Annotated in this window: 21 protein-coding genes and 1 tRNA gene; 11 read left to right on the top strand and 11 right to left on the bottom strand. The window is 62.4% G+C overall.

The genetic code is table 11. The features are described 5' to 3' along the window. Nucleotides 1-366 precede the first annotated feature (366 nt). Both ACILSE_RS14355 and ACILSE_RS14350 read left to right on the top strand, forming a co-directional pair. Nucleotides 367-588 (top strand): hypothetical protein, encoded by a 222-nt coding sequence (locus ACILSE_RS14355; protein ID WP_395718095.1) that lies wholly within the window; start codon nt 367-369, stop codon nt 586-588. Next, on the top strand, nt 585-1,337 hold the full coding sequence (locus tag ACILSE_RS14350; protein ID WP_395718094.1) for a zeta toxin family protein: 753 nt from the start codon (nt 585-587) through the stop codon (nt 1,335-1,337). The genes ACILSE_RS14355 and ACILSE_RS14350 overlap by 4 nt, the downstream gene beginning before the upstream one ends. 196 nt (nt 1,338-1,533) lie before the next feature. On the opposite strand, the gene ACILSE_RS14345 is transcribed toward ACILSE_RS14350, so the two are convergent. After that, nucleotides 1,534-2,907 carry a right-handed parallel beta-helix repeat-containing protein gene (locus tag ACILSE_RS14345; protein WP_395718093.1) on the bottom strand — a complete coding sequence of 458 codons (1,374 nt, stop codon included), beginning with the start codon at nt 2,905-2,907 and terminating at the stop codon, nt 1,534-1,536. A 140-nt stretch (nt 2,908-3,047) separates the two neighbouring features. Here ACILSE_RS14345 and ACILSE_RS14340 point away from each other — a divergent pair, with 140 nt between their 5' ends. Continuing rightward, nucleotides 3,048-4,070 carry a cytochrome-c peroxidase gene (locus ACILSE_RS14340; RefSeq protein WP_395718092.1) on the top strand — a complete coding sequence of 341 codons (1,023 nt, stop codon included), beginning with the start codon at nt 3,048-3,050 and terminating at the stop codon, nt 4,068-4,070. A gap of 233 nt (nt 4,071-4,303) precedes the next feature. Here ACILSE_RS14340 and ACILSE_RS14335 read toward each other — a convergent pair whose 3' ends face one another. After that, a complete protein-coding gene (locus tag ACILSE_RS14335; RefSeq protein ID WP_395718091.1) occupies nt 4,304-5,527 on the bottom strand; it encodes a DUF5722 domain-containing protein in 1,224 nt (407 codons plus the stop codon). A 375-nt stretch (nt 5,528-5,902) separates the two neighbouring features. Here ACILSE_RS14335 and ACILSE_RS14330 point away from each other — a divergent pair, with 375 nt between their 5' ends. Genes ACILSE_RS14330 through ACILSE_RS14320 form a run of 3 tightly spaced genes read left to right on the top strand, consistent with a single transcriptional unit; the run spans nt 5,903 to nt 8,866 of the window. Next, the gene (locus ACILSE_RS14330) at nt 5,903-8,005 is read left to right on the top strand and encodes an acetate--CoA ligase family protein (protein ID WP_395718090.1); all 2,103 of its coding nucleotides are present in this window, start codon (nt 5,903-5,905) and stop codon (nt 8,003-8,005) included. A gap of 54 nt (nt 8,006-8,059) precedes the next feature. Beyond that, nucleotides 8,060-8,239, top strand: coding sequence for a hypothetical protein (locus ACILSE_RS14325; protein WP_395718089.1), 180 nt, complete (start codon nt 8,060-8,062; stop codon nt 8,237-8,239). Nucleotides 8,240-8,248: 9 nt separating this feature from the next. Beyond that, nucleotides 8,249-8,866, top strand: a complete 618-nt coding sequence (locus ACILSE_RS14320; RefSeq protein ID WP_395718088.1) for a hypothetical protein — start codon at nt 8,249-8,251, stop codon at nt 8,864-8,866. A gap of 90 nt (nt 8,867-8,956) precedes the next feature. On the opposite strand, the gene nuoF is transcribed toward ACILSE_RS14320, so the two are convergent. Then, nucleotides 8,957-10,354 carry an NADH-quinone oxidoreductase subunit NuoF gene (gene nuoF, locus ACILSE_RS14315; protein WP_395718087.1) on the bottom strand — a complete coding sequence of 466 codons (1,398 nt, stop codon included), beginning with the start codon at nt 10,352-10,354 and terminating at the stop codon, nt 8,957-8,959. Nucleotides 10,355-10,512: 158 nt separating this feature from the next. Here nuoF and ACILSE_RS14310 point away from each other — a divergent pair, with 158 nt between their 5' ends. The 3 genes from ACILSE_RS14310 to ACILSE_RS14300 all read left to right on the top strand — a co-directional run bounded on the left by ACILSE_RS14310 (nt 10,513) and on the right by ACILSE_RS14300 (nt 15,436). Continuing rightward, complete coding sequence (locus ACILSE_RS14310; protein WP_395718086.1) at nt 10,513-12,456, top strand: DUF1553 domain-containing protein; 1,944 nt, start codon at nt 10,513-10,515, stop codon at nt 12,454-12,456. A gap of 288 nt (nt 12,457-12,744) precedes the next feature. After that, on the top strand, nt 12,745-14,004 hold the full coding sequence (locus ACILSE_RS14305) for a hypothetical protein (protein WP_395718085.1): 1,260 nt from the start codon (nt 12,745-12,747) through the stop codon (nt 14,002-14,004). A gap of 76 nt (nt 14,005-14,080) precedes the next feature. Beyond that, complete coding sequence (locus ACILSE_RS14300) at nt 14,081-15,436, top strand: DUF1501 domain-containing protein (protein WP_395718084.1); 1,356 nt, start codon at nt 14,081-14,083, stop codon at nt 15,434-15,436. Here ACILSE_RS14300 and ACILSE_RS14295 read toward each other — a convergent pair. The 5 genes from ACILSE_RS14295 to ACILSE_RS14275 form a co-directional block, all read right to left on the bottom strand. Beyond that, complete coding sequence (locus ACILSE_RS14295; RefSeq protein ID WP_395718083.1) at nt 15,433-16,305, bottom strand: hypothetical protein; 873 nt, start codon at nt 16,303-16,305, stop codon at nt 15,433-15,435. The genes ACILSE_RS14300 and ACILSE_RS14295 overlap by 4 nt on opposite strands. Nucleotides 16,306-16,369: 64 nt before the next feature. Further along, nucleotides 16,370-16,891 (bottom strand): dihydrofolate reductase, encoded by a 522-nt coding sequence (locus ACILSE_RS14290; RefSeq protein ID WP_395718082.1) that lies wholly within the window; start codon nt 16,889-16,891, stop codon nt 16,370-16,372. Then, the gene (locus tag ACILSE_RS14285; RefSeq protein ID WP_395718081.1) at nt 16,892-17,863 is read right to left on the bottom strand and encodes an MBL fold metallo-hydrolase; all 972 of its coding nucleotides are present in this window, start codon (nt 17,861-17,863) and stop codon (nt 16,892-16,894) included. It abuts the gene before it with no gap. A gap of 98 nt (nt 17,864-17,961) precedes the next feature. After that, nucleotides 17,962-18,813 (bottom strand): 50S ribosomal protein L11 methyltransferase, encoded by an 852-nt coding sequence (locus tag ACILSE_RS14280; RefSeq protein WP_395718080.1) that lies wholly within the window; start codon nt 18,811-18,813, stop codon nt 17,962-17,964. 33 nt (nt 18,814-18,846) lie between these two features. Further along, a tRNA-Gly gene (locus ACILSE_RS14275) sits at nt 18,847-18,921 on the bottom strand. Between the two features lie 95 nt (nt 18,922-19,016). Here ACILSE_RS14275 and ACILSE_RS14270 point away from each other — a divergent pair. Further along, entirely contained in the window at nt 19,017-19,865 is an 849-nt protein-coding gene (locus tag ACILSE_RS14270; RefSeq protein ID WP_395718079.1) for an aminotransferase class IV, read from the top strand. Here ACILSE_RS14270 and ACILSE_RS14265 read toward each other — a convergent pair. The 3 genes from ACILSE_RS14265 to ACILSE_RS14255 are packed head-to-tail and all read right to left on the bottom strand — an operon-like array spanning nt 19,807 to nt 23,521. Next, on the bottom strand, nt 19,807-20,328 hold the full coding sequence (locus ACILSE_RS14265; protein ID WP_395718078.1) for a hypothetical protein: 522 nt from the start codon (nt 20,326-20,328) through the stop codon (nt 19,807-19,809). The two genes, ACILSE_RS14270 and ACILSE_RS14265, sit on opposite strands and share 59 nt — an antisense overlap. After that, nucleotides 20,325-21,224, bottom strand: coding sequence for a hypothetical protein (locus ACILSE_RS14260; RefSeq protein ID WP_395718077.1), 900 nt, complete (start codon nt 21,222-21,224; stop codon nt 20,325-20,327). The genes ACILSE_RS14265 and ACILSE_RS14260 overlap by 4 nt, the downstream gene beginning before the upstream one ends. Further along, a complete protein-coding gene (locus ACILSE_RS14255; protein ID WP_395718076.1) occupies nt 21,221-23,521 on the bottom strand; it encodes a hypothetical protein in 2,301 nt (766 codons plus the stop codon). Before ACILSE_RS14255 ends, ACILSE_RS14260 begins: the two co-directional genes overlap by 4 nt. A gap of 127 nt (nt 23,522-23,648) precedes the next feature. On the opposite strand from ACILSE_RS14255, the gene ACILSE_RS14250 reads away from it, so the two are divergent. Continuing rightward, complete coding sequence (locus ACILSE_RS14250) at nt 23,649-23,906, top strand: hypothetical protein (RefSeq protein WP_395718075.1); 258 nt, start codon at nt 23,649-23,651, stop codon at nt 23,904-23,906. Nucleotides 23,907-23,921 lie beyond the last annotated feature (15 nt).

The following is a 23,921-nucleotide window of genomic DNA, read 5'->3' as shown; positions in this document are numbered from 1 at the left end:
GATAGGGAGACTTGGAGACGGGAAGGGGTTAGGGGTTAGGGGTTAGGGGTGAGGGGGGAAGAGGCAGAGACGGGGAGACGGGGAGACAATGAGACTTGGAGAAGAGGAGACGATGAGACGATGAGACGGGAAGATGGTGGAGGGGGGAATGGGGAGTGAGGAGTGGTGGGTGAAGGGTTAGGGGTGAAGGGTGAGGAATGAGGAATGAGGAGTGAAGAATGGGGAATGAGGAATGGGGAATGGGGAATGGGGAATGGGGAATGGGGAATGAGGGGGAGCGGTGAGGGATGGTGAACGATGATGCACTGACGTTTGAACCGGGAGGACGCGGTTGATCTAGGAAAGAAGTCCCGCTACCCTAGCCCCATGTCTGACGCCGATCTTCAAGTCCTCGAAAGTCAGTTTCCTGCCGTTTCAGGGCAGGCCTTTGCCGCGGCGCGTGAGCAGGTGCTGGCCTCCGGGCAGAGCGTGTTGCAGTCCGAAGGCGGGTTTGTGGTCCGGGTGTATCCAGACGGCCGCAAGGAGGTGGTGAAGCAGATCGAGCCGCCGATCCGCGTGAAGTCCGGGACGGTTTACACCATTCGATGAGCCCTCAGACGCCCAGGCTGCGCATGTTTGCCGGTCCGAACGGGTCCGGGAAGAGCGTGCTGAAGTCCTACCTGCCGGAGCCGCTGCTGGGCGTGTATCTGAATGCGGACGAGATGGAGGCGGCGATCAGAAAGCATGGCTGCCTCGACCTGGATGGCTTTGGCATCCCAACCACGGCGGAAGAGGTTCTGCCCGTTTTTAGCGGTTCCGAGTTCCTCGCCGAACATGGGCTCAGGGAAGCGGCCAGGAGCCTGCGATTTGCCGAAGGCCGGCTGTGGTTTCCGAGTGGCGTGATCAACAGCTACTTCGCCTCCGTGGCGGCGGATTTCCTGAGGCAGAAGCTGCTGGCGGCAGAGCGGACCTTCACCTTTGAGACCGTGATGTCCCACCCCAGCAAGGTGGACCTGCTCAAGCAGGCCCAGGCGGCAGGCTACCGGACCTACCTCTACTATGTGGCCACGGATGACCCGGCCATCAACATCTCCCGCGTGGAGAACCGTGTGAAGCTGAACGGGCACGATGTGCCGCCTGAACTGGTGGAAAAACGCTTCTACCGCTCGCTGGAACTGCTGATGTCCGCGATCCAGAGCAGCAACCGGGCTTACATCTTCGACAACTCGACGGACAATGCCGACCGCCGCCACACCTGGCTGGCGGAGATCACCGAAGGCAGGACCCTGGAACTGAAAACCGACCAAATTCCCGCGTGGTTCAAGCACGCGGTGCTGGACAAGATTTCACAAATATGACCGGCACCCCCCTCTGCCGAGACGAGGCCCATGCACGCTGAGTGAGCTCCTTTTCCAAGCATTGATCGCCGAAAGAGCCGAGGCTCGGCGAGACAGGCGAAGCCAAAGGAAAGAGTCGAAAAAGGAGAGGGGGTTCGTGGTTCCTGGTTCCTGGTGCTTGGTTTGGAAGACGGGGACGGGCGGGATGGGGGCGTGGTTAGCGGGCTTCTTGTTTGTTGCCGAGGACGTTCTGGCCAATGACGTTGGCTTTGCCGCCGATGAAGATGAGGGAGGGGTCTTTGCTGCGGGCCTCGGGCTCGCGGTCGTCGCGGATGATGTTTTCGGAGATGATGCTGTGGGTGACTTTTTCGAGGCGGATGCCGGCGCCGTCGCTGTCGAGGACGCTGTTGTGGGAGATTTGCAGGCGGCTGCCGGATTCGATGTCCACGGCGGCACGCTTTTTCCAGACGCCGGAGATGAGGTTGTCGCTGAGGATGCTGTCCTCGCAGCGGAGGAGGACGAGGCCGTTTTTCTCGGCGTTGTCGTTGCCGTTGACGAGGTAGCGGGGGTTGCGGTCGAAGTTGTTGCCGGTGATGATGATGTGGGAGCTGTCCTCGACGAGGAGGTCGTGCTGGAAGCCTTCCCAGAAGGTGTTTCCGGTGACGGCGACGCCGCGGGCGTGGCGGATCTCGAGGTTCACCTGGACGTCGCTGAAGACATTCGCGCTGATGGTGACATTGCCCTCGCGGGTGTGCTCGCGGCCGGCGCGGCGGAGGAGGGAGGGGTCGGTGCCGGAGCCGATGATGCGGATGTTCGCGGAGCCGGGGGCTTTGTTCGTGTGCTGGATGGTGCAGCCGGTGATGGCGACCTCGCCGATGGAGCCGCCGCGGGAGTCGAGCTCGATGTTCGCGGCGGGCGGGCCGTCCTTGGCGTGGTTGCCCTCGATGTCGCAGGTGCCGATGTGGAGGTTGCGGACATTGCCGCCGCGGGAAACGACGCCGCCGCCGCCATTGTAGCTGATGTGGCTGCCGGCGATGTTGGACTGGTGGAGGTTCACCTCGTCATAGAAGACGCCGATGCCGGTGTTGTGGTAGAAGTGGCAGGCGGAGATGAGGACGTTGCGGTTTCGTTGCGTGAGATGGACGGCGTGGCGGCATGCGCGCACGACGACGCGGGTGAGGGTGAGCTGCATGGTGCCGGTGGCCTCGATGCCGTCCGCCTCCGGGTGCGCGCCGACGATCTCGATGCCGTCCACCATGGGCGTGCGCTCCTTCTCCCAGACCTCCGGCTTGAAGGACTCCGGCGCGGCGGTGCCCCCGTGGGTGCCGATGAAATGCAGCGCGGGTCCGGCGGCCTCCATGAGGAGACGCGCGGTGCCGTCGCCGCTGAGGGCCGCTAAGCCGGTCTTCGCGAGGTCCACGGTCAGGGTCTTGGTGAGGCGGTAGGTGCCTTTCGGCAGTTTCACGCTGCCGGCGGTGTCGAAGAGGCGCTGGATGGCCGCGGTGTCGTCCGTTTTGCCATCGCCGGCGGGCTGCTGGGCCTGGACGAGCGTGACGGCGGTGAGCAGGAGCAGGAAGGTCGTGCGGATCATGGCGGGAGCGTATTCGGGAGCGTGAGTTTACGTCAATGGCGGACTCGTTTGTTTGAGAAGTTGTCTCACGACACAATCAGTTGAAACCATGCTTTCCCGCACGACGTAACGAGCGAGTCAGTTTACCCATCCATCCACCCATGAAAGCCACCACCCGCCTTCTCGCCCTCGCCGCCGGATTGAGCGCCGCCTCCGCCTTTGCGCAGGCCGATCTCTCCGAGGCCTTCCTTCCGATGTTCCAGCCGCTGCCCGCGCAGGCGCCGTCGCCGGACAATGAGATCACCGACGCGAAGGTGAACCTGGGCCGCATGCTCTACTACGAGACCCGCATCTCGAAGGGCGGCAAGATGTCCTGCAACTCCTGCCACATCCTCGACAAATACGGCAACGACAACCTGCCCTTCTCCCCCGGCCACGAAGGCAAGCTCGGCGGCCGCAGCTCGCCCTCCACCTACAACGCGGCGCTGCACATCGCGCAGTTCTGGGACGGACGCGCGCCGAGCGTCGAGGAGCAGGCGAAGGGCCCGGTGCTCAATCCCGTGGAAATGGGCGCGCCGAGCGAGGAGTTCGTCGTGAAGGTGCTGAAGAGCATGCCCGGCTATGTGGACGCCTTCAAGGCCGCCTTCCCCGGCGAGGCCGATCCGGTGAACTACAACAACTTTGGCAAGGCGGTCGGCGCGTTTGAGCGCAAGCTGATCACACCGTCGAAGTGGGACACCTTCCTCAAGGGCAACAAGGACGCGCTGAGCGCCGAGGAGAAGAAGGGCTTCGCCACTTTCGCGAAGACCGGCTGCGTGACCTGCCACAACGGCGCCCCCGTCGGCGGTATGATGTATCAGAAGCTCGGCCTCGTGAAGCCCTGGCCGGATCTCAAGGACAACGGCCGCGCTGATGTGACGAAGAACGACGGCGAGAAGGGTTTCTTCAAGGTGCCCAGCCTGCGCAATGTGACCGAAACCGCGCCCTACCTGCACGACGGCTCCGTGAAGACGCTGGAGGAGATGGTGAAGAAGATGGCCGAATACCAGCTCGGCAAGCAGCTCTCCGACGAGGAGACCGCCTCGATCATCACCTTCCTCAAGGCACTGAAGGGTGATCTTCCGACCGAGTACATCAAGGAGCCGAAGCTCCCGGAAAGCACCGCCGACACGCCGAAGGCGTGACGTCGCACGGGCTTTCCAGCCCGTGATTCACCACTTGTTCTCATCAGCCGGGCCGCGAGGTCCGGCTGATTTGTTTTGGGGGAGGGCGCTTCGTCCCCGAAGCGCCGCCATGCAGCAATGATCGTGTTGGAGGACTGCAGCAGGCGTAGGCGGCGGGCTGGGGACGGCCCGCCCTACCCATGACGCCTATCCCATGCGGCGGGCCGGGGACAGCCCGCCCTTCCTCGGTCATGTCACTCATGCCACGCTTTCAATCCCGTCACCGGCAGCAGCGCGTCCGCCGCCGCACGCCATGCGGGAGTGCCGGCCTTTTTGAAGAGGTCGTGGATGAGCTTCGTGCTGTGCGGATCAGCCACCGAGTGCGGCGCATTCCGCCAGAGGCCGAGCCGCAGGCCGCCTTCGTGCGCGTGATCGACATGGCGATGGTAGATGAAGGCGTCGATGGTCGGCAGGGTCTGAATTTTCTCCCACGCATAGGCGTAGGCAGCGGCTTGCAGCTTCTCGCCATCCGGTGTGAGCAGCGTGTGGAAGCCCTGCTCGCTGAGAATGATGCGGCGCGGCCTGCCCGCGAAGCGCAGCTCCGGTTTTTCGAGATGCTTCGGCAGCACGTCGAGGTTCTTAAAGGTCACTTTGATCGTGTCGTCTTTGTGCGTGACGTTCTTGTCGGCCCAGGCACGCGGATTGTTCAGGTCTTCGGGATAGGGGTGCCAGGCGACGTTCCAATCGAAGTCACCGCGCTCGCGCACAAGACGTGCGAAGGTATCGATGAAGTCGCGGCCCGGCGTCGCCTCCTGCGCGCTGACATTGTGCATGCTGCTGGCCCAGTGATGATCAAACGAGACATAAGTGCGCGCATGCTGCGAATGCTTGCGGATCGCCGTGTGCGCGATGCGGTAAGCTTTTTCATACTCGCTGGCGGCGGTTTCGAGCGAAACAAGTCCCATGTTGCTCCACAGGAAGTGTGAGTTGACCTCGTTGCCAACAATCCAGCCCCACACACGGCCATGCTCCGGATGCGCGCCGCTCCAGCGCTCCGCCAGCAGGCCGATGACGGCTTCGAGAAAGCGATTCGTCGTGTTGAAGCCACCGACGCTGAATTTGTAGTCCTTCCGGTGCCCCGGATGCAACGCGATGGCATCGCGCGCCGGATCTTTGGACGGATAGGCCACCAGGATCATGTAAACGAGCACGCCCCGGTCCGAGAGCGGCTTGATCTGGCGGTCGAGGGACGTGAGGTAGTTCTGATTGAAGACGAACTCGCCCGTCTCGGGCTTCGACTTCATGTCCAGCAGCGCCGTGAGGTTGATGTTGATCCCGGCGTGATGAATGCCGAGCGCCAGCGCGTCATCGACCATCTGCACCTGCAAGCCCTTCTGATTCGGCGTCGTGGGGAAGGGATCGGTGTTTTGAGCTCTCAGAGTTTGGGAGAGCAGGATGAGAATGAGGAGATGACGCATGATTTTTTACCGCTAATGGGACGCTGATTAAACGCTAATGAATGAGTTCAGGATTAGCGTCATGTAAGCGTCAAATCAGCGGTTTAAAATTCTGGGCGCTGGCAAAACCAGCGAAAGCGAGGCAGAGAAGCAGGAGATGACGCATGAGTGACGAGCCGATCCATCCACCCACGCCCGCCATGGAGCAACCCCAAGCTGCCTGCGATCGCTGCGGCAGGCCGGGCGCGTCAAAATTCGGCGACGAGTTCATCTGCGATGAGTGTTATGTGGCCTGCGGGTCGTGTTGTGCGGGTGAGGAGGAATGATGGACACAATGAGGCTCGAACCGCACAACATGTGCTGAGACACCACGCTTTCACCTCGTAGAATGTGCCAATGTCCCTCGAATCCTTCTTCCAGCCGCGCAGCATTGCCTTGATCGGAGCCACGGAGCGCGAGGGCAGTGTGGGTCGGGCGATTTGGGAGAATCTGCGCGGGTTTGGCGGCGCGGTGTTTCCGGTGAATGCGAAACGGGCGGAGTTGTTTGGCGTGAAGGCGTTTCCAAACCTCGCGGCACTGCCGGAGGTGCCGGAACTGGTGATCATCGTGACACCGGCGGCGACGGTGCCGCAGATTGTCGAAGAAGCGGGAGTCGCTGGCGTGAAGGCGGTGGTGGTGATCTCGGCGGGCTTCAAGGAAACCGGCGCGGATGGTGCTGAACTGGAGAAGCGTGTGCTCGAAGCGGCGAAACGGCATGGGGTGCGTTTGATCGGGCCGAATTGTCTCGGGCTGATGAATCCGCATGCGGGCTTGAACGCGACGTTTGCCACCAGCATGGCGCGGCCGGGGCGTGTGGCCTTTCTGAGCCAGAGCGGGGCGCTTTGCACGGCCATTCTTGACTGGAGTCACGACCAGCATGTGGGCTTCAGCGCGTTTGTTTCAACCGGTGCGATGACGGATGTGGGCTGGGGCGATTTGATCCGGCATTTCGGCAACGATCCGCGCACCGAGAGCATCGTGATGTACATGGAGTCTGTGGGTGGTGATGCGACGTCATTTCTCCAAGCCGCCCGCGAGGTGGCGGCGCACAAGCCCATCGTGGTGATCAAGGTCGGGCGCACGGCGGAGGCGTCGAAGGCCGCCGCGTCACACACCGGCGCGATGACCGGCAGCGACGCGGTGCTGGATGCGGCGTTGCGGCAAAGCGGCGTGCTGCGCGTGGACACGGTAGAGGAGCTGTTCGACATGGCGGAGGTGCTTTCCAAGCAGCCGCTGCCCGCGGGGCCGAGACTGGCCATCGTGACGAACGCCGGCGGCCCCGGTGCGCTGGCGACGGACGCGCTGGTGCTCGGCGGCGGGGAACTGGCGGAGCTTGCGAATGACACGCTGGAGGCGCTGAACCAGGTGCTGCCCGCGCATTGGAGCCATCACAATCCGGTGGATGTGCTGGGCGACGCGGATGCGGATCGTTTTGCCACCGCGCTGCGTGTGGTGAAAAATGACGCGAACGTGGACGGTGTGCTGGCCGTGCTGACGCCGCAGGCGATGACGAATCCGACAGCCATCGCCCGCGAAGTGGTGAAAATCGCGCAAGAGAACGGCAAGCCGCTGCTGGCGAGCTGGATGGGAGCGCAGAGCGTGAATGAAGGCCGTGCGATCCTGAACGCATCGGGCATTCCGACGTATGATTATCCTGATGAGGCGGCGCTGGCTTTTGTGCGCATGCGGGAGCGCTGCCTGCGCCTGTTCTGGCTCCGCGAATCGCTCGCGGCGCATGAGGCGGACGTGGAAGAGCTGCCTTCGGTGATCGGTGACATGATTGATGCCGTGCTGAAGAGCGGACGCACGTTGCTGACCGAGCTGGAGGCCAAGCAGGTGCTGTTTGCGGCGGGGATTCCGATTGTGGCGACGCACGCGGCTTATGACGAAGACGCAGCGGTCGCGGCGGCGGAGGCGCTGGGCTTTCCTGTGGCGATCAAATTGCTCTCGCCCACGATCACGCACAAAAGCGACTGCGGCGGCGTGCAGCTCAATCTTCACGATGCGGCCGCCGTTCGGCATGCGTGGCATTTGATCCGCGACAATGTGGCGAAGCTGCATGGCGCGGCGGCTTTCGACGGCGTGACGGTGCAACGCATGGTGACACGCAAAGGCACGGAACTGATACTCGGGGCGAGCACGGACGCGCAGTTTGGTCCCGTGCTGCTGTTTGGCGCCGGCGGTACGTTGGTAGAAGTGTTTCAAGATCGCGCGCTGGTCCTGCCGCCGCTGAATCATGCGCTGGCACGGCGCTGGGTCGAGCAGACGAAGATCGCCAAGGTGTTGCGCGGCGTGCGCGGGCAGCCTGCGGTGGATCTGGCGGCGCTGGACGAGGTGCTGGTGAAATTTGCGCGGCTGGTGCAGCATGAGCGGCGCATCGTGGAGCTGGACATCAATCCGCTGCTGGCGTCGCCGCAGGGCGTCGTGGTGCTGGACGCACGGGTCGTGGTGCGGGGCTGAATTGCCATTTGCGCGAGGGGCATCGGGCGATAGGATGGCGGCCTCGAATTCCCCATGAAAACCGCCTCGATTCTCCTTTGCTCCGCCGCGTTCATCTTCGCCTCCGTTTCCTGCGACAAGCACTCGTTCAAGGAAACCCAGGTGCTGCACGAAGGCATGCACAAGGCGCACGGTGAAGGCCACGGCGACTCCCACGCGAAGGAAGAGAAGCACGAGGAGAAGAAGGGCCACTAAACCGCGGTCATGCGGCGCTGGCCGGTCATCGCGTTGATCGTTCTGGTGATGGCGGCGACCGGTTGTGTCGTGCTGCGGACGTGCTGGGCACGTTTTTCACCGTCCATTTCCGCCACCGGCGGCAAGGAACTGCACATCCGGCTGTCGGACAGCGGGAAAACACTGCTGCAAAAGGACAAGCGCTGGGCGCATGAGCAGCTCGGCCCTTCCGACTGCACGCTGGGCAGCCACGGCTGCCTCGTGACGAGCGTGGCGATGGCCTGCTCGAATCTCGGTGTCAAACTGACGCCGAAGGAACTGAACGAGCGCTTGAAGAAGAACGACGGCTTTCTGCCGCAAGGCTGGGTGGTGTGGAATGCGATTCCGAAGGTGACCGATCAACGCCTTACCGCCGAATACCACTCAGTCACGAAGCATGCGGTGATGGATGAGGCCTTGGAACGCGGCGCTTACCCCGTGGTGAAATACTTCCTCATCGGCGGCATCCAGCACTGGTGCGTGATCGTCGGCAAGGAAGGTCGGGAATACCTCGCCCGCGATCCGCTGCGCGATGATTCGAAGCCGGTGAAGCTCAGCGAGTTGACGGCGAAGATCTACGCGGTGCGGGTGATCAAGAAGGTGGGGTGAAACACAATCGCGGAGCGAAAGACATCGGTCTTCCCACAGAACGTCAAATAGCCTGCAAAGGCTTCTAGATCGGAACCCTCACGTGTTGCGCTACGCGGAAGCCAATCCCGCCGCGGCGACGAGCGTCTCTTCGTTCACGATCTTCCCTGCGAGGTCGGCTTTGCAGTCGGCTTTGAGTTCGTCGCGGAATTTGCGGACGAAGGACTGGGTGGGCCAGGCGCTGGCTTCGCCGAAGGCGCAGATGGTGCGGCCGTCGATTTGCACGGCGACGCTTTCCAGGGTGTCCACGTCGTCGGGGCTGGCGTTGCCAGAGACGATGCGGTCGCTGATCTTTTTCATCCACAGGCTGCCTTCGCGGCAGGGCGTGCACTGGCCGCAGCTCTCGTGGGCGTAGAAGTTGTTCAGGTTGTTGATGACCCAGCTCATGCTGCGGCTGTCGTCCATGATGATGACGCCACCGGAACCGGCCATGGTGCCGCAGGCCGCCATGGTGTCGAAGTCCATGGGAATGTCCCAAATGGTGAGTTCGCGACCGTCTTTGAGCTTAAACTTTTCATCGGCACGCAGGACCTTGGCGGAGGAACCGCCGGGGATGATGGCCTTCAGTTTGCGGCCGGGTTTCAATCCGCCACAGAGGTCGTTGATGACCTCGCCCATCGTCACTTTGCCGACTTCGACTTCGTAGTAGCCGGGCTTTTGCACGTCGCCGGAAACGCAGAGGATGCGGGTGCCGGTGTTGTTCGGCGTGCCGAGCTTGGCGTATTCCGCGCCGCCCATCTGGAGGATGTGCTTCACATGGCAAAGGGACTCCACGTTGTTCACGATGGTGGGGCTCATGTAGAGGCCGAGCGCGGCGGGGAAATACGGCGGCTTGATGCGCGGGTAGGGGCGCTTGCCTTCGAGGGACTCGATGAGGCCGGTTTCCTCGCCACAGATGTAGGCACCGGCACCGCGGTGGACGAAGATCTCGCAGTCAAAGCCGCTGCCGAGGATGTTTTTGCCGAGGAAGCCCTTCTCGTGGGCCTCCGCGATGGCCTTTTCGACGATGATGGCAGCTTGGGGAAACTCCTCGCGGATGTAGATGTAGGCCAGCTTCGCTCCGACGGCGAAGCAACTGATCGTCATGCCCTCGATGAGCTGATGCGGGTCTTGATGGAGGATGTAGCGGTCTTTGAAGGTGCCGGGCTCGGATTCGTCGGCGTTGCAGATGAGATACACCGGCTTGGTGTTCGTGGGCGGGATGAAGCCCCATTTCACGCCAGTGGGGAAACCCGCGCCGCCACGGCCACGCAGGCCGCTGGCCTTCACTTCGTTCGTAATGGCGCTGCGCTCCATCTTGAGGGCCTTTTTGAGCATCTCATAGCCGCCGTCAGCCATCGCGCATTCGATGGAGGTGTTCCAGCCGACGCGATCGACGTTTTTGAAGATCAGACGGTGTTCGCGGGCGTGAGGTTCTTTGCCGGGGAGATACTGGACGGGGGAGGCCATGGAGCGCAGTATTCCAGTGTGAATAAGCGCGGCAACCGGGATTTGTGAAAAAATTCACAAGGGGCGGGAAAATGATGAATCCGGAATGATGAATGACGAGCGGAGACTTGAAAGCTCCGTGGGGCGAGGGCTGTAGTTTGGAGGTGTTTTTCACCCCTTTGAGCCCCCTTTCGAGAGGCCTGCTGCTGCTGCTGGCATCGGCGGGATTTGTGCTGGCAAAGAAAGACGAAGGCCCGAAGCCGGTGCCGTGGTCCTTTGGGCCGCTGAAGCGCACCGCCTTGCCGCAGGTGAAAGACACCGCGTGGCCGAAGACGCGGCTCGACTACTACATCCTCGCGAAGATGGAGGCGACGGGCCTGAAGCCTGCGCCAAGGGCGGACGAGCGGGTGCTGAAGCGCAGGCTGGCCTTTGATTTAACCGGCTTGCCACCGTCCGATGTTTCGGACGCGTCGGACTGGTCCGACAAAGTGCGCGGTATGTTGGCCAATCCTCACTACGGCGAACGCTGGGCCCGCCACTGGCTCGATCTGGCGCGTTACACGGATCAAACGCCGGACTGGCTCGATTCGACGAAGTATTCCTACCTCTACCGCGACTGGGTGGTGCAGGCGTTTAATGAAGACATGCCGTATGACCGCTTTGTGGTGCGGCAGCTCGCGACGGACTTTCTTCCCGAGTGCGCACCGAAGGACCGCGTGGCTCTCGGCTTTATCGGCCTAAGCCCGACGTATTTTAAAGAGCTGCAACTGCCGCCGGAGATCATCAAGACAACGGTGGCGGATGAATGGGAGGAGCATGTGGATGCCATCGGGCGCACCTTCCTTGGCCTCACGCTGGCCTGCGCACGCTGCCATGATCACAAGTCCGACCCGATCACGGCGCAGGACTACTACGCGCTCGCCGGCGTGTTCGCGTCCGTGAAGCTCTCCGAGCTGCCGACGATGACGGATGAGTTCTGGAAGCCGGTGGAAAAGGCCCGCGCCGAGGTCGCGTCGCTCGACAGGCAGATCAAGGAGCTGGCGAAGAAGAAGCCGAAGGATTTGAAGGAGCAGACCGCGGCCTTGCAGGCGAAGATGGAGGCGATCAAGAGCAACACACCGCACTACAACATGGCGATGGCAAACGCCGTGGAGGAGGCGGCGCTGTTTGTCGTGAAAAAGGAAAAAGAGCACGGCACGAAGCTCGACTACAAGACGGGCATGGCCCGCGATCTCGAACTGATGAAGCGCGGCAACCCAAACGACCTCGGCGAGACGGTGCCGCGTCGGTTCCTGTCCGCCTTCCCGTCGAAGACCGGCCTGCCGCGCAAATTTACCACGGGCAGCGGCCGCCTGGAGCTGGCTCAGGCTTTGGTCGAGGACGCCGCGCCGCTGACGGCCCGCGTGATCGTGAACCGCGTGTGGAAACATCACTTCGGCCGCGGCCTGGTGGACACGCCGAGCGAGTTTGGCAACCTCGGCGAACTGCCGACGCATCCTGAACTGCTCGACGATTTGACGGGGCGCTTCATCGAGCACGGCTGGTCGATCAAATGGCTGCACCGCGAGATTTTGAACTCCGCCACCTGGCAGCAGAGCAGCGTGGCAGCGGAATCGGAGAAGCGTGACCCGGAAAACAAACTCTATGCCCGCATGCTGCGCCGCCGGCTGGACTGGGAGGCGTGGCGGGATGCCATCCTCACGGCTTCCGGCCAGATCGATCTCAAGATGGGCGGCCCGGCCTCGTCGATCAGCGACTTGAAGAACACCCGCCGCTCGCTCTACGGCGCTTCGGACCGGCAGGACATGGACCCGATGCTGCGCATTCATGACGTGCCCGATCCCGGCGCTCACAATCCCTGGCGCACCGAGACGATCACACCGTTGCAGGGGCTGTTCGCGCTCAATTCGCCCTTCATGCAGCAGCAGGCCGATGTGTTCGGGAAATGGGCGATGAATCACGGCGTGACCGAGATTTATGCGCGATTGTTTGATCGCAAACCGAGCGCCAAAGAAGCGGCGGCGGCCGGTGCCTTTATCAGCGGCCATGAAAACGGCGCCGTGACATGGTCGCAATACGCGCAGGCGCTGCTGGCGGGCAATGAGATGCTGTTTGTGGATTGAGTTTTCTTCGTCGTCCTCGTCCTCGTCCTCGTCCTCGTCCTCCTACTCGAACTCGACTTCGATCATTGCGCACCGCGAGCGTCCACGGCGCAGGAGCTTACCCTGCGCCTGCTTGGCGTGGATTTGGATGCCTGCAGGTGCGGACGGCGTGGCAGAATCGAGGACGAGTAAGAGTAGGAGGACGAGTAGGAGAACAAGAACAAGCAGGATCACCTGCGACGGGCGCATCTTGGCTTTACACCGGCCCATCGCTCACCATTCATCCCCGCCCTTTTTCCGACCATTGCGATGACCACGAAGCTCGATCCCAAATTCCTTTCACTCCTTGCCGAAACCGCCCAGAAACTCCAGTCGCTGGAGTACGAGCCCCGGGTGCTTGCCGAGGCTGTGCCTGAGCTCACCACCGCATCCGCCGAACTCAGCCAGCGTTTGATCGACCACGTCACGCAGCTCAACGCCGCGATGGAGGCCAAGACCGCTGCTGACATCGCGGCCAAAGAAGCCGCGAAGGCACAGGCGCTGGCGGAGAAAGAGGCGGCACGCATTGCCAAGGAGGAAGCCGCCGCTGCCGCGAAGGCGCAGGCGCTGCTGGAACTTGAGGCGATCAAGGCCGCCGCCGCCGCGATCAAAGCGAAGGAACTTGCCGAGAAGGAGGCTGCGAAGGCACGCGCACTTGCGGAGAAGGAGGCCGCACGCCTGGCGAAGGAACAGGAGGCTGCCGAAAAGGCCGCCGCCAAAGAACGCGCCATCGCGGAGCGCATGGCCGCCGTCCTCGCCGCCGCCGAAGCCAAGGCCGCGGCATTGGCGCAGAAGGAGGCGGAGAAAGCCGCCGCCGCCGAGGCGAAGGAAGCCGCCCGCATCGCGAAGGAACAGGAAGCGGCTGAAAAGGCCGCCGCGAGGGCCCAGGCGCTCGCGGAAAAAGAGGCCGCCCGAATCGCCGCGGCGGAAGCGAAGGAAGCTGCGCGTCTTGCCAAGGAGCAGGCTGATGCCGAAAAGGCTGCTGCGAAGGAAGCCGCCCGCATTGCCAAGGAACAGGAGGCTGCCGCGAAGGCTGCTGAAAAAGAACGTCTCCTCGCTGAACGCATGGCCGCGATGGCCGCCGCCGCCGAGGCCAAGGCCGCCGCGCAGGCGCAAAAGGAGGCGGAGAAGGCCGCCGCTGCGGAAGCCAAGGAAGCCGCCCGCCTGGCGAAGGAACAGGAAGCCGCCGAGAAAGCGGCCGCGAAGGAAGCTGCCCGTCTCGCCAAGGAACAAGCGGAGGCCGAAAAGGCAGCGCTCAAAGCCCAGCAATTGGCCGAGAAGGAGGCCCAGCGGATTGAGAAGGAGAAACGTGCCGCCGAACTCGCCGCTGCGAAGGCTCAGGAGGAGGCTGAGCGGAAAAAAGCCGAGCAAATCGAGGAAGAGGCCCGTGCTCGCCGAGCGGAGGCCCGCGCCAAATCCCTTGCTGAATACGAGGCCAAGCAGAAGGCCCGTCTCGCCGCCGCCGCCGCCCAGTTAGCCGCCGAAAAAGCCGCTTTGGCTGCCGAGCGGAAAGCGAAGGCGTCGGTTTGATCAACATCTTGATCAACTCGTGGCCCGTGAGTCGCTTGGAGCGCAAGGATGCGGGCCAAGATGCGTATTTTCGGTGATGTCAGATCTCTCCGCATTCTCACGCCGTGAACTGCTGGCCCGCATGGGCGGTGGTTTGGGGGCGTTGGGGCTTGCTTCGACGATCCATGCGGCGCCGCGGTCGCATTTCACACCGAAGGCGAAGCGGGTGATTCATTTGTTCATGAACGGCGGGCCGTTTGGGCCGGACTTCTTTGATCCGAAGCCGGGGCTGACGAAATATGCCGGTCAAAAGCCTCAAGGAGCCGATTTGCGCACGGAACGTCCGACCGGCGGGCTGCTGGCATCGCCCTATGCGTTTGCGAAGCACGGCCAGAGCGGGCTGGAGATCAGCGAGCTGCTGCCGAATCTGGCGCGGCATGCGGATGACCTGTGCGTGCTGCGTTCCTGCCACACGGACAATCCGAATCACGGTCCCGCCTTGCTGCTGATGAACAATGGTACGATGACGGAGCGCGTGCCGAGCATGGGCTCGTGGTTGAGCTACGGGCTGGGCAATGAGAATGCGAACCTGCCGTCGTTCGTGGTGCTGTGTCCGGGGAAACCGGTGCGGTTTTCGATTCTGTGGAGCAGCGCGTTCCTGCCGGCGCAGCATCAGGGCGTTTACATCAATCATTCGAATCTCGACCCGAAGCAGATGATCCCGTGGCTGACGAACGGACGTCTCAGTCTGGCCGATCAGCGCAGGCAGCTCGATTTGATGCAGACGCTGAACGCGGAGCATCTGGCGGCCCGTGGCGGGGCGGATGTGGCGCTGAACGGCCGCATCCAGGCGATGGAAACGGCCTATCGCATGCAAAGCGCGGCGACGGATGCCTTCGACGTGAATCTGGAGCCGCAGAAGGTGCGCGAGATGTATGGCACGAGCCATTTCTCGAACGGCTGCCTCATGGCACGGCGCCTGGTGGAGCGTGGAGTTCGGTTTGTGCAGTTGTATTATGGCAACGGCCAGCCGTGGGACTCGCACTCAAATCATGATGCGACGACACGCAAGCTGGCGGCGGACATCGACCGGCCGATCGCGGCGCTGATCAGTGATTTGAAGCAGCGCGGCATGCTGGAGGACACGCTGATCGTGTGGGGCGGCGAATTCGGACGCACGCCGGTGAGCGAGAACGGCAACGGTCGCGACCACAACCCGCACGGGTTCACGATGTTCTTCGCCGGCGGTGGCGCGCAAGGCGGCACGGCCTACGGGCAGAGCGACGAGTTCGGCTTTAAGGCGGCGGTGGACAAGATGCACATCCATGACATCCACGCGACGATCCTGCATCTGCTGGGCATGGACCACGAAAAGCTGACGTATCGCTATGCGGGCCGTGATTACCGGCTTACCGACGTTCACGGACGTGTGCCGCGTGCGATTGTCGGTTAGGCGCGGGTTTTGTCCTTGCGGAAGCGGCTCCAGAAAGACGGCTTGCTCGGCAGGGCGCGGCGGACCTCGATCATCGGCTTTTTGGTGACTGCCGAGGTCGAAGGAGGTGCAGATTTGGTTTTTTCAGGCTCTTTTTCGACCTTGGGCTGTGGAACGGGAGGATTCTCCGCAGGCGCATTGGCCGGACCGTAGATCTCACGGGTCTTTTGGTGCAGCATCTCGGCTTCGGCGGCGCGCTGCATGGAGTCGCGAATGTTGGAAGGCACGGCGCTTTCGGTGAGCGGAGGCAGGAGCGGGTTGGGTCCCTGGGCCCAAGTGCCGAGGGCGGGAAGCAAGGACGCGACCTCGTTCTGGTTGTTGACCTTGTGCAGGCCGATCACGCGCAGCGAGGTGCCGAACATGTAGAAGATGGTGCTCTCATCGAGACCCTCGACCATGCTGCCGCCGCGTTGGAGGATCGGCGTTCCGCGCAGAATGATCTCGTCGTCGGTGATGAAGGCCTCCTGGCAGAGGGCCTTGGCCGGCTCCCCGAAATTCATCTCAATGAAGACCTTGCCGCGTGCGCGTGCCTTGCGCGGTTTGCCGTCGGCGGTGTATTTGAAGACCTCGATGGAGTCGGCGGCGATTTTCAGATACGGCGGAAACTCAAGCTGCTGCGTCGAGATGCTCTTGGCCTCGACGAAGCTCATGCTGAGCAGGAAGCTGAGGTCGAGCGGCGATTTGACCAGAACGGCATCCTTGTTTTCTGATTTGGAGGTGGACGCGGTGGCCGGGGCAGAAGTGTTCAGGCTGCTGCATCCGATGCAAAAAATGACCGTCGCCGCAGCGGATGCGGCTAGGGCGGATAAAAACCGTGGTTGGTAGCTCATCAGCGGGTTTTAGATACACCAAACACGAATCTGCTCACACCAAATTTTCCGGGAATGTGAATCTTCAGGCGCTTTTTGGCCTGGGAAGCTTTTCGTAGGTCGCAAAAACCAGCGCGTGCGGGTTGCCAGCATCGGCTGGAAAGGCCTGCTGCGAGGAAAGGTGCCAGTCCTCAGGGCGAAAAGCCGGGAAGGGGACACCACCGCCCAAAACCGTGTCCACATGCGTCAAAACCAGCCGGTCTGCCAGCGGCATGGCCGCCTCGTAGGCGCCGCCACCGCCGCAGACGAACAATTCCCGCGCTCCCTGCCGTCCGGCGCTTTCGAGCGCTTCCTCCACGCTTGAAACGGCTTTGCCCACCGGCGGGGTGAATGTCTCGCGGTTCGTGAGCACCAAGGGATGGTGGTTGCGGAACCAGCCGAGCATTTCTTCATAAGTGCGCCGTCCGATGAGCAGCCACTGGCCGTCCGTGGCCTGCCGGAAGTGCGTTTTGTCACGCGGGAGATTCCAAGGCACCCCTCGGCCTCTGGAGATAAAACCATCCGCCGACACTGCGGCGATGAGAGTGAGAAGGGGGTGCGATTTCACTCAATAAATCGCGGATTCGCCTTCTCGGAGCAGGCGCACGCGGTGCTCGATCTGCCGTTCGAGAGCCGCCCTGACCAGACGCTCGGCAGGTTCGTGGATCGGTTCGCCACCGAGCGGGAAGGTGTCGTGGTGCATCGGCACCATCGAATGGGCTCCCAGCATCTGAAAGGCGTCCAAGGCCTCTTCCGGATTCATGTGCACAGGGCGTCCGCTGGGCGCGTCGTAGGCGCCAATCGGCATGAGGGCGAGGTCGATGCTGGCGCGTTTGCCGATCTCTTGGAAGCCGTCGAACATGGCGCTGTCACCGCAGTGGAAGAGGCAGCGCTCGGGCGATTTGACCAAAAAGCCGCCGAAGCCGCGGTGTGTGTCATGGATCATGCGCGCGCCCCAATGCCGCGCCGGAGTCAGCGTGATGCGCAGGTCCTGAAAAGTGGCGCTCTGCCAGGTTTTCAATTCCACGATGTGTCCGAAGCCACAGTTCTTCACCAGACTGCCCACGCCCTCCGGCACAATGATCGGCTGCGCGGCGGCCAGCTTTCTCAGACTGGGCAGGTGCAGGTGGTCGTAATGCGCATGCGTCACCAGCACGAGGTCGATGGGCGGCAGGTCATGCGCCCAGACGCTGGGATGACGCACCCGCTTCACCGGGCCGTGCCACAGCGCCCAGTTCGGGTCGATGGCGATGTTCACGCCGCCCACCTGGGCAAAAAAGCCCGCGTGTCCGAGCCAGGTCACACCGATTTCCTCCGTGGCCGCGACCGGCAGCCTGCCAAAGTCCATGCCAGGCTTACGCGGAGCCAGCAAAGTCGGGATCAGCACCTCATTAAGGAACTGCATGTTCCGCTTCCGCCATCCTTCCGTGGGCAGCAGACCGATGCGGTTGCCTTCGGTCGCCGTCTTCAGAAACCGCTGACGCTTCCTGGCCGGGCTGGCAGCAGCTCCGTCGGAGGAGGACGCGGGATCGGCAATCATGGGGAACAATGTGGAACGACTTAAAGTTAGGGATCAAAGACTCCAAACTCAAGGCTTAAATCAGGCTGGTTAAGCGGCCGTTAAAACCCTTCTCACGGTCACTTTGAGCGTGCGACTGCCGTCACCCACTTCCCCCGGGTGATGACCTTTTCGATTTTCAAACCGGCTCGTTTGCCAGCTTCGAGACAATCCTTCGCCTGCGTGCGCAGAATCCCGGAGAGCATCAGCACGCCGCCGGGGGTGATGGAGCGCACCAACTGCGGGAACGCGGCCTCCAGCACGTCGTGGAAGATGTTCGCGGCCACGATGTCCCAGGTCTGTTTCGGCTGCCAGTTCAGCACATCGACCTTCGTGAAGCGGGCCTTCGGCGTGTGATTGCGTTCGGCGTTCTCTTTTGAGATGCGCACGGCGGCGGGGTCGAAGTCGCAGCCCCAGACACGACTGGCACCGAGCTTTTCTGCGGCGATGGCGAGGATGCCGCTGCCGCAGCCGATGTCCGCCAGACTCCACGGACGGCCGCGCTGGTTCAGATCCTTGGCCGCATCGACGATTAGCCGAAGCACGGTTGCCGTGGTGGCGTGATGGCCGGTGCCGAATGCCATGTCAGCGGGCACGGCGATGATTTCGCGTTTGGGGAAGGCTTTGCGCGCCTTGGCGATCTCCGCCTCCGTGCGGGCGGCGCAGATGACAAAGGTCTCCCGCACTTTGACCGGTTGAGGTGCTTTGGAGGACAGCGCGGCCCAGTTCTGCGGCTTCAAATGCCGCACCTTGCCGCCGAATTCGTTTTGAATGGCCTTGGCCCGCGAAGCCGCCGGGCAGTAAACTTCCACACGGATGGAATCTTTACCGGGAACGGTGGTGATGACGAGGGTCGCATCGGCGCTGGCGGGGAATCGTTCCTCCCAGGCATCCGCAAACTTGGCGGCGGAGAGTTTGGACCAGACGTACATGCTGAAATCGTGAATGAATCTCTCTGTGAGAGATGGAGCGGGTGACGCGATTCGAACGCGCGACATCTTCCTTGGCAAGGAAGTGCTCTACCACTGAGCTACACCCGCAAAAACGTTGGGCCGCGATAGTGGCGCATCCTCCCGCCGGTGCAAGCGCAAAGTTGCGTTGGTTGAGATTCCTTCATGCCCGGCCATCATGCCGCATGAATCTTCCCGCCCACATCTGGCTCAATGGCCGCGTCATCCGCACTGACGAGGCTTGTCTTTCGCCCTTCGACCACGGGTTTCTTGTGGGCGATGGTGTTTTTGAGACGTTGGTGGCACGAGATGGCCGCCCCTTCACACTCACGCGTCACTGGAAGCGGCTTGTCGCCTCCTGCGCGGCCATGGACATCCCGCCACCGTCTCTGGAAACGTGTCGCGTCGCCATTGTCGCCACGATGCAGGCCAACGGCTTGAGTGATGCTCGTGTGCGCGTCACACTGACCAGTGGCAATGGCCCGCTTGGCTCTGATCGTGGTGATTCGCCGCCTACGATGACCGTGGCTGCGACGGCTCTCAAACCCTGGCCCCCCACGGAGTCCGTCATCACCGTGCCTTGGACGCGCAACGAGCGCAGCGCCCTCGCCGGTGTGAAATCCACGTCGTATGGAGACAACGTGCGCGCTTTGGCCCTCGTGCATGCGAAGGGCGCTGGAGAAGCCATCTTCGCGAACACGCGTGACGAGCTTTGCGAAGGCGCGGGCACGAACATCTTCATCGTCGCCAATGGCCGCGTGCAAACGCCGCCGCTCAGCTCCGGCTGCCTCGCGGGTGTCACGCGCGCCCTCGTGATCGAGGCATGTGAAGCGGCGGCGATTCCGGTCGAAGAAACTGTCATGCCCATTTCGATGCTGCAAACCTGTGACGAAGCCTTCCTTTCCTCCAGCACGCGGGATGTGCATCCGCTGGCGCGCATCGACCAGCGCGAGATGCCGGGCATTTCCGGCGCTGTCACGCAGCGGGTGGCGCAGGCGTTTCGGGATTATGTGGCGGGCAGGGATGATCCCTGATCTGTTTCGATGGTGCTTCGGCCGGATAAGCCTTCATGGTGAACTGTTTTCCGCCTTCCCTCAGCGTGCCCAGCACCTGCGAATCCTTCATCATCACTTCCTCCCGTGTGCGTGAGCGGAAGCACACACGTTCGTCTTCCGGGGCACGTTTATTGTGATGATGCAGAAGGTCTTCGACTTCAGCCTCGTGACCTGAAACCACCTTGAGGTCGAAGGTGATGAAGCTCGTGTTCAAATCTTCGGGCGGCCCGGTGGGAATGAGGCTGGCGACCTCGCGGCCATCAACGACGAGGTCCCATTCGTCATCATGGAACAACTTTGATCCTGCTGATTCGCTGCCTTTGACCGCGACGATTCGGGAACGTTCCAGCCAGCGGACGAAGTGAACCGCAGCAACCACGATCAACACCAGGATCGCAGCTGCGGCGGCAAACGAAGGAAGAAGCTCCAGCAGGAGGTTCATGAGCCCGAATAAACCTCGCCCAGCTCCCGCAGCAGCTTTTCGAGCTTCGAGTAATAATCATCGTCTCCCAGCTTGGCGCGTTGCTCCTTGAGCTTCTTCAATTCGCTCTCCAGCGCATCGCGCTTCGCACGCCGAGCGTCGGTGAGCATCTTTTCCTCCTCGCTGAGCACGAGGACGAGCTGTCCGGCGCGTTCGCCGTCGAGCTTCGCCTCGGCAGGCGGCGCTTCGAGCATTTCTCGTCGCGTGGGCACGCCGTCGCCGTTGTCTTCGATCAAAGCATGCTCGGTGGCGAGGCGGCCTTCGTTCTCATAAAAAGTCGCCGCCGTTTTGCTGGCGTGACGGAAGGCCTCTAGTAGGGAAACCTGCTTGTCCTGGTCGAGATCGGCCTCCGGCAGGCCGCCGACGGCCTCGGCGAAATGCTCGCCGAATCGTGCATAAAACACTTCATCGGGACTTTTGGTCGCCGTGATGATGATGCGGCTTTTTCCAGCCAGCGGACGCACGAATCCACCGCTCGAAGAGGCGCAATGCATCACCACGACCTCCTGTTTCAGCGGTGCCAGCCACGCTGCGAGCTGCTTCGCGTCAAAATCCGGCCCCTCGGCGTTGAACTTGGCCTCACGGCCGTCAAACGTGCCATGACCGATCAGCACGAGCCACAGCGGACGGTCAGCTTTCGTCTCCGCGAGACGTTTTTCGAGCTTCGCGGTGGTTTCCGCGCCGCTGATGATTTCCACCGTCGCCTCGCCCTTCGCGCATGCGGCTTTCCATGCCTCTACCTGCGCGCTGAACTTCTTCCCATATTCCTCCGCGCCATCCGCGCCGCGCACGATGATGACGTCGAGGTCGCGTGCCTGGAGGGAGCAGGTGAGGAGAATGAAAAGCCAGAGTCTCATGCCATGCCTCCTTTTCTTCGCAGCATCCACTCACCGAGCAGCAGCAGCAAAATCGCGGCGAAGATCCATGGGGTGTGCCACAGCGGAGTCGAAAGCGTCACCTCCACCGGCACGCGGATGTTTTTCAGCATCTCAGGCAGTTTGTCGATTTCATCGAGGGCGAGCATCTTCCCGCCCGTCTCGTCGGCGAGGCGTTTCATCAAGTCGCGGTTCGGCTCCAGCCTCGCGAATTCCATCGCCAGCGGGTCATGCGTCCAGCCGACGGCTTTCGTGCCCAGCGGCGTGCGTTTTTCGGCGTCTTCGACCGTCGTGGTGGCGCGGTAGTAGCCGGGTTTGCCCGCAAAAAACTCCGTCTCGAAGAGTCCGGCCTCCTTCAGGCTCGGTTCGGCGAAAAGCTGCGACTTCGTGCCGTCCGGCTGAGTGACTTCGACTTTCACGATGGCATCGCTGTTCGCCTTGAAGGCACGATCCCTCACACGCACAGCCAGTTTCACGCGTTCGCGGTCCGCGGCGTCGATTTCGGCGGCAAAGGTGACCGCGTCGGCCACATCGACGACGAGCCAGCGCATCATCTGCCGCCAGAAGCGGTCCATGTCCTTGTGCGAATCCTCATCATGCAGGCCCCAGCGCCACACATCGCCGACGAGCACGCTGCCCACCCGTCCTTCGCCAAAGCGCTGCACGGCGATCGCAGGATATGAGTTCTGGGCATCAGAAACGGTCGCCAGGATGCTCGCGCCCGGCTTGATCGAGAAGGCTGGGTTCACGGAGTGGAACGCCGCCATGGAGGCGAGGCGCTTCTCATCATCGGCACGGTCTGTGCGCAAACGTATCCACGACTCCAGCCAGCCTTCCCGCGTGAGGTTGAACCGCGCATCGCCGATGGCTGGTCCGCTCGCTGTTTGATCAAGATAAACCGGCAGCATGCGCCCGACGGGCGTGTTGTCATAACCTCCAGCGCGGTAACATTCCTGCCCGCCGAGCATCAGCAGCGCGCCGCCGCGCTCGCTCACGAAGCGCTCGATGAGGTTCATCTGCTCTTGCGTGAAAAACGCCGCCTCGATGTCGTCGAGGATGATGGCGCGAAATTCGGCGAACAAGTCCTCCGCGGCCTTCGGGAAGCCGTCGCTGAGTTCCTTCGCGTCCTTGGTGCCGAGACGGATGATCACCGGCTGGTCGTAGCGCTGCGCCTCCTCACCATCCTTCGCTCCAAAGCCGCGAAACAGCGGATTCACGCTCTCACCGGCACGTCCGCGCCATTCAAACTTCGGCTCCCGCTTCGCGATGCGCACCAGCGCGGGCATCTGGATGTCATCATCACCCGCGATGGCACGGCGGAGGAATTTGTACTCCCAGTTCGGCCTGCCGGTGACATAGAGCACGCGATAGGGCCCCGCACCGCGATCAGCAGCGAGGAGGCGGGTGTTGTTCGCCAGCGTGGCCTCCTGCATGCCCTCGCTTTGATGAGCGAGTTGGTAAAAACTCACGCCCGGCTTCGCCACCGGCACGCGGAGGCGCACGGTTTGCGGCGTGCCGCTGTTGAGCGTCACTTTTTCCGTCGCCACGACTTTTTTGTCCTCACCCAGCACCTGCACGGTCGCCTTGCCGTTGCCAGTCACTCTTGCGGTGATCGTGACCGGGGCGTCTTCAAAGGGGCTGGTAGCCACGCTGGCCTCGGTGATGCTGAAATCATTCTGCGGCGCCTTGTCTCCCGCCAGCACGGTGAAAACCGGCGCGCCCTTTGCCTCCGCCTTCCACGCGGCGAAGTCGGTGGCGTTCCCGTCGCTGACCAAGACGACGGCGGCGAGGTTTGTGCCGCCGGAACGCAGCGTCATGAGTGTGCGGGAGAAGTCTGAGCGTGTGCCGTCGAATTTCAGCCCGCGAAAATGCGGCACGCTGACCGTTTGCGCGCCGCCGGTCATCAAGCGCAGCCGGAAATCCTCGCCCAGCGCCTGAATCCATGCCGCGTCGCTGTTTCCGTCGGCAAGCGCGGCCTGAACCTGCGCGGCACGTGTCTGTCCGCCGACGGACTCCGCGAGATCGAGGGACGCACTCGTGTCCACGAGCACCACGACCTCGTTTTCACCTTTTTTTGGCTGGGTGCGCGTCCACAGCGGATCGAGCAGGCAGAGCGCGAGGAGGGCGAGCGCGGCGGCCTTGCACGCCATCGCCGCGAGACGCCGCCAGCCGCGGAGCGGAGACTTCACATAGCCCATGACGAGCAGCAGAAGCACCAGCACCACAATCCCGAGGGACAGCCAGGTGAGGTTGATGTTTTGCCAGACGATCCGGGGCATGCGTGCGCAGATAACGCGGCAAAAATGAAATTGCTACATGACATCTGAGATTGGCAAAAAGGGCTGTGGAAGCGCTTGTCGGAACGCGCATTCTCGATTTCATCCGCGCACCTTCCCGCCAGCCGTCATGCCTCTTTCCGATCCCTATGCCTTCCAGCTCGCCGGTTTCAGCGAGGGCGACGTCGAGGAAATCCTCGCCGATCTCGACTACCTGCACCGCAACTGCCCGTGGACGCACCGTCGTGACCAGATCGAACGCATGATCGTCGAGTCGCCGGTCATTATGATGGATTTTCTGCGCAGCGTGAAGCCGGAGGTGGTGCGGAACGCCATGATCCCGCGCCGGGTGAAGGACGTGGTGCTGCGGCCGAAGGCGGCTGTTTGAGTTGTTGCGCCTGCG

This window comes from Prosthecobacter sp., from assembly GCF_044236155.1.
Classification (GTDB): Bacteria; Verrucomicrobiota; Verrucomicrobiia; order Verrucomicrobiales; family Verrucomicrobiaceae; genus Prosthecobacter.
This window is presented reverse-complemented; position numbering and strand designations above follow the sequence as displayed.

Bases quoted from the DNA above. Each gene is read 5' to 3' on its own strand.
- ACILSE_RS14355 (WP_395718095.1), top strand. From the start codon at position 367: ATGTCTGACGCCGATCTTCAAGTCCTCGAAAGTCAGTTTCCTGCCGTT.
- ACILSE_RS14350 (WP_395718094.1), top strand. From the start codon at position 585: ATGAGCCCTCAGACGCCCAGGCTGCGCATGTTTGCCGGTCCGAACGGG.
- ACILSE_RS14345 (WP_395718093.1), bottom strand. From the start codon at position 2,907: ATGATCCGCACGACCTTCCTGCTCCTGCTCACCGCCGTCACGCTCGTC.
- ACILSE_RS14340 (WP_395718092.1), top strand. From the start codon at position 3,048: ATGAAAGCCACCACCCGCCTTCTCGCCCTCGCCGCCGGATTGAGCGCC.
- ACILSE_RS14335 (WP_395718091.1), bottom strand. From the start codon at position 5,527: ATGCGTCATCTCCTCATTCTCATCCTGCTCTCCCAAACTCTGAGAGCT.
- ACILSE_RS14330 (WP_395718090.1), top strand. From the start codon at position 5,903: ATGTCCCTCGAATCCTTCTTCCAGCCGCGCAGCATTGCCTTGATCGGA.
- ACILSE_RS14325 (WP_395718089.1), top strand. From the start codon at position 8,060: ATGAAAACCGCCTCGATTCTCCTTTGCTCCGCCGCGTTCATCTTCGCC.
- ACILSE_RS14320 (WP_395718088.1), top strand. From the start codon at position 8,249: ATGCGGCGCTGGCCGGTCATCGCGTTGATCGTTCTGGTGATGGCGGCG.
- nuoF (WP_395718087.1), bottom strand. From the start codon at position 10,354: ATGGCCTCCCCCGTCCAGTATCTCCCCGGCAAAGAACCTCACGCCCGC.
- ACILSE_RS14305 (WP_395718085.1), top strand. From the start codon at position 12,745: ATGACCACGAAGCTCGATCCCAAATTCCTTTCACTCCTTGCCGAAACC.
- ACILSE_RS14300 (WP_395718084.1), top strand. From the start codon at position 14,081: ATGTCAGATCTCTCCGCATTCTCACGCCGTGAACTGCTGGCCCGCATG.
- ACILSE_RS14295 (WP_395718083.1), bottom strand. From the start codon at position 16,305: ATGAGCTACCAACCACGGTTTTTATCCGCCCTAGCCGCATCCGCTGCG.
- ACILSE_RS14285 (WP_395718081.1), bottom strand. From the start codon at position 17,863: ATGATTGCCGATCCCGCGTCCTCCTCCGACGGAGCTGCTGCCAGCCCG.
- ACILSE_RS14280 (WP_395718080.1), bottom strand. From the start codon at position 18,813: ATGTACGTCTGGTCCAAACTCTCCGCCGCCAAGTTTGCGGATGCCTGG.
- ACILSE_RS14270 (WP_395718079.1), top strand. From the start codon at position 19,017: ATGAATCTTCCCGCCCACATCTGGCTCAATGGCCGCGTCATCCGCACT.
- ACILSE_RS14265 (WP_395718078.1), bottom strand. From the start codon at position 20,328: ATGAACCTCCTGCTGGAGCTTCTTCCTTCGTTTGCCGCCGCAGCTGCG.
- ACILSE_RS14260 (WP_395718077.1), bottom strand. From the start codon at position 21,224: ATGAGACTCTGGCTTTTCATTCTCCTCACCTGCTCCCTCCAGGCACGC.
- ACILSE_RS14255 (WP_395718076.1), bottom strand. From the start codon at position 23,521: ATGCCCCGGATCGTCTGGCAAAACATCAACCTCACCTGGCTGTCCCTC.
- ACILSE_RS14250 (WP_395718075.1), top strand. From the start codon at position 23,649: ATGCCTCTTTCCGATCCCTATGCCTTCCAGCTCGCCGGTTTCAGCGAG.